General features: G+C 68.2%; 3 protein-coding genes. 1 reads left to right on the top strand and 2 read right to left on the bottom strand.

The features are described from left to right. Window positions 1-225: hypothetical protein (locus K8V11_RS07325; RefSeq protein ID WP_303912136.1), on the top strand; the 225-nt coding region annotated here is incomplete at its 5' end. A gap of 10 nt (window positions 226-235) precedes the next feature. Here K8V11_RS07325 and K8V11_RS07320 read toward each other — a convergent pair. Further along, entirely contained in the window at window positions 236-877 is a 642-nt protein-coding gene (locus tag K8V11_RS07320) for a GntR family transcriptional regulator (RefSeq protein WP_188710764.1), read from the bottom strand. Window positions 878-917: 40 nt separating this feature from the next. Next, entirely contained in the window at window positions 918-2,390 is a 1,473-nt protein-coding gene (gene tcuA, locus K8V11_RS07315; RefSeq protein WP_303912130.1) for an FAD-dependent tricarballylate dehydrogenase TcuA, read from the bottom strand. Between the last annotated feature and the right edge of the window lie 249 nt (window positions 2,391-2,639).

Here is a 2,639-nt window from a genome sequence, read left to right as displayed (position 1 = left end):
GGCGTGCTCATGGGCGCCAACGACTCGCGCTACCTCGCGCTCGCCGGCCTCGTGAACCTCGTGCCCTTCATCGCCTACCTGCTGATCGTGCTGATGGCCGCCCCCCACGGATCCTGGGGCCTGTTCTTCGTCGCCTTCGCCTTCTTCGGCGTGCTCATGGCCATGCGCTGGTGGACCCTCGGTCGCCGTGTCAAGGGCACGGCCTGGCTCGAGAACGCCGCCTGACGCCGTCGGCTCAGGACCGCGTCGGCCGCCCGCCCTGCTCGGCGTACATCTGCATCCGCACCTCGCGCGCGGCGGTCATATGCGTTTCGGCAATCTGGCGCGCCCGCAGTGCGTCGCGCGACTCGATCGCCTCGAGCAGCTCCTCGTGTTCCGACAGCACCGCGGTCCAGCGGTCGTCCCCCTCGAGAGTGGTCGTCGGGTAGCGCACGAGATGCACGTTCAATCGATGCAACAGGTCGACGAGCGTCGGGCTGTGGCTGGCGGACCAGATCGCCTCGTGGAAGTGCCGGTTCGTCTCCGCACGCTGCCGCGGGTCGCTCCCGGCGGCGACCATCGCGTCCTGCGCGACGCGCAGGCGTCGGCGGTCGAGCTCGGTGGCTCGCTCCGCCGCCGCCCGCGCGGCAGCACCCTCGAGGGTGATGCGCACGTCGTAGATGTCGATGATCTCCTCGGGGCTCGTCTCGCGGACGCGCACCCCGCGCGGCAGTCGTTCGACGAGGTCCTCGATCTCGAGGCGGTGCAGCGCCTCGCGCACGGGGGTGCGTGACGTGCCGAAGTCGGTCGCCAGCTGGTTCTCGGACAGCACCTGCCCCGGCACGATGGCGCCGACCACGATGGCCTCGCGGATCTCGTCGTACACGCTCGTCGCCATCTCGGCCTCCTCGGTCTCGTACGAACCTACCCCGGGACGATTAGGCTGCGGTTCCCGCGCGACGGCCGAAGACCATGCCGGCCGCGAGCCCTGAGCCGCCCGGATAGTTGCCCGAGAAGAGTCCGCCGAGCATCTCGCCGCACGCGAACAGTCCGGGGATCGGTTCGCCGCGCTGGTCGAGCACCCGACCGTCGAGATCTCCCTTCACACCGCCGAAGGTGAAGGTGATACCGCATGTCACGGGATAGGCGTAGAACGGACCGGTCTCGATGGGCGCCGCCCAGTTCGACTTCGGCGGGACAACGTCCGCGCGACGGTGGTCCTTCACCGTCGGGTCGAAGGTGACGTCGCGGTCGATGGATGCATTGAACGCGTCCACCGTGCGCCCCAGTGCGGCGCGCTCTACGCCCATCGCGTCTGCGAGCTCGTCAAGGGTGTCCGCCTGGTGCACGCCGATGCCGGGCATGTCGTACTCCTCGGTACGCAGCATCGGTCGCAGCGAGGCGTCGAAGATCTGCCAGGCAATGGATCCGGGCTGCTTGAGGATCTCGCGACCGTACTTCGCGTACGTGTAGTTGCGGAAGTCCGCACCCTCGTCCAGGAAGCGTTCGCCCTCCCGGTTCACGATCATGCCCAGCGGGTAGCTCTGGCGCGTGAGCCGGTTGGTGAGCTCGCGATTCGACTCGTTGTTCTCGGCGCCGGCATCCCACTGCACCGAGTGGCACGTCGACCAGTCGCCGCCCTCCGCCGCGCCAACGGCGAGCGCCGCTGAGATCATGTCGCCCAGGTTGTAGGGCGTGCCGCGAACCTTCGCGTTCGACCATCCCGAACCGAGGTGCTTCTCGCGCAGCTCCGGACTCGCTTCGAAGCCGCCCGCGGCGAGGATGACGCTCTCGGCGCGTAGTTCCAGCTCGTCCTGACTGGTCTCGTCGGTGGCACGGACGCCCACCACGCGTCCGTCCTCGACCAGCAGCGACGTCGCACGGACTCCGTAGCGGACCTCGGTCCCGAGCTTCGCGGCGACCGCGGTGTGGTCGGCGATGAGACCCTCGCCGCCGCCGACGTTGCCGATGTGCAGACCTCCCCAGAACAGGTAGGTGCCGTCGGGCCGGTCGTAGGCCTGTCGCTCGTACATGAGGCGGTACTTGAGGCCGAGCCCATGTAGCCAGCGCACGGCGTCCTGCGACTCGTGCACGAGCACCTCGGCCATGGCGCGATCGGTCTTGCCGTCGGTCACCTTGACGAGGTCTGCGAGATACTCCTCCGACGAGTACGGCGGTACCTCGGTGCGATCGTGTCGCTCGTCCGACTCGACGATGTCTTTGAGGTCGTCGAATCCGCCATGGTTGATCCGCGTCGCGCCGGCCGTGTAGAAGCTGTTGCCCCCGGACATGTCTCGCTGACCGCGCTCAACCAGAACGACGCGGCGCCCGCGCTCGGCTGCCGCATGCGCGGCGGCGAAGCCAGCGTTACCGCCGCCGACCACGATCACGTCATAGCTGGAATCCGTCATCTTCGATCCTTCCCGTGGCCGCACGTCGGCCGTCATTGTCGGATGCCCCTGAGGTCACCCTCAGGTCCATTGTATACATATGTATGCGGTGCTCTGCCCGTGGCGCGAGCGAGCGGTCATGCGCAACCCCGGTACCGTGGGAAGGTGGCACGACGAACGGCCGCGATGCCCGAGACACGGCCAGGAAGGGGGCGAGGTGCTTGACAGACACGGTGTACGACCGGATCCGAGCAGCAATCGTCTCCGGGG

The sequence above is a fragment of the Dietzia timorensis genome (genome assembly GCF_020742175.1).
Classification (GTDB): Bacteria; Actinomycetota; Actinomycetes; order Mycobacteriales; family Mycobacteriaceae; genus Dietzia; species Dietzia timorensis_A.
The sequence above is the reverse complement of the archived record's forward strand: the minus strand, read 5'-3'. Positions and strand labels throughout refer to the sequence as shown.

Coding starts and splice junctions, on each gene's coding strand:
- K8V11_RS07320 (WP_188710764.1), bottom strand. CDS start 877: ATGGCGACGAGCGTGTACGACGAGATCCGCGAGGCCATCGTGGTCGGC.
- tcuA (WP_303912130.1), bottom strand. CDS start 2,390: ATGACGGATTCCAGCTATGACGTGATCGTGGTCGGCGGCGGTAACGCT.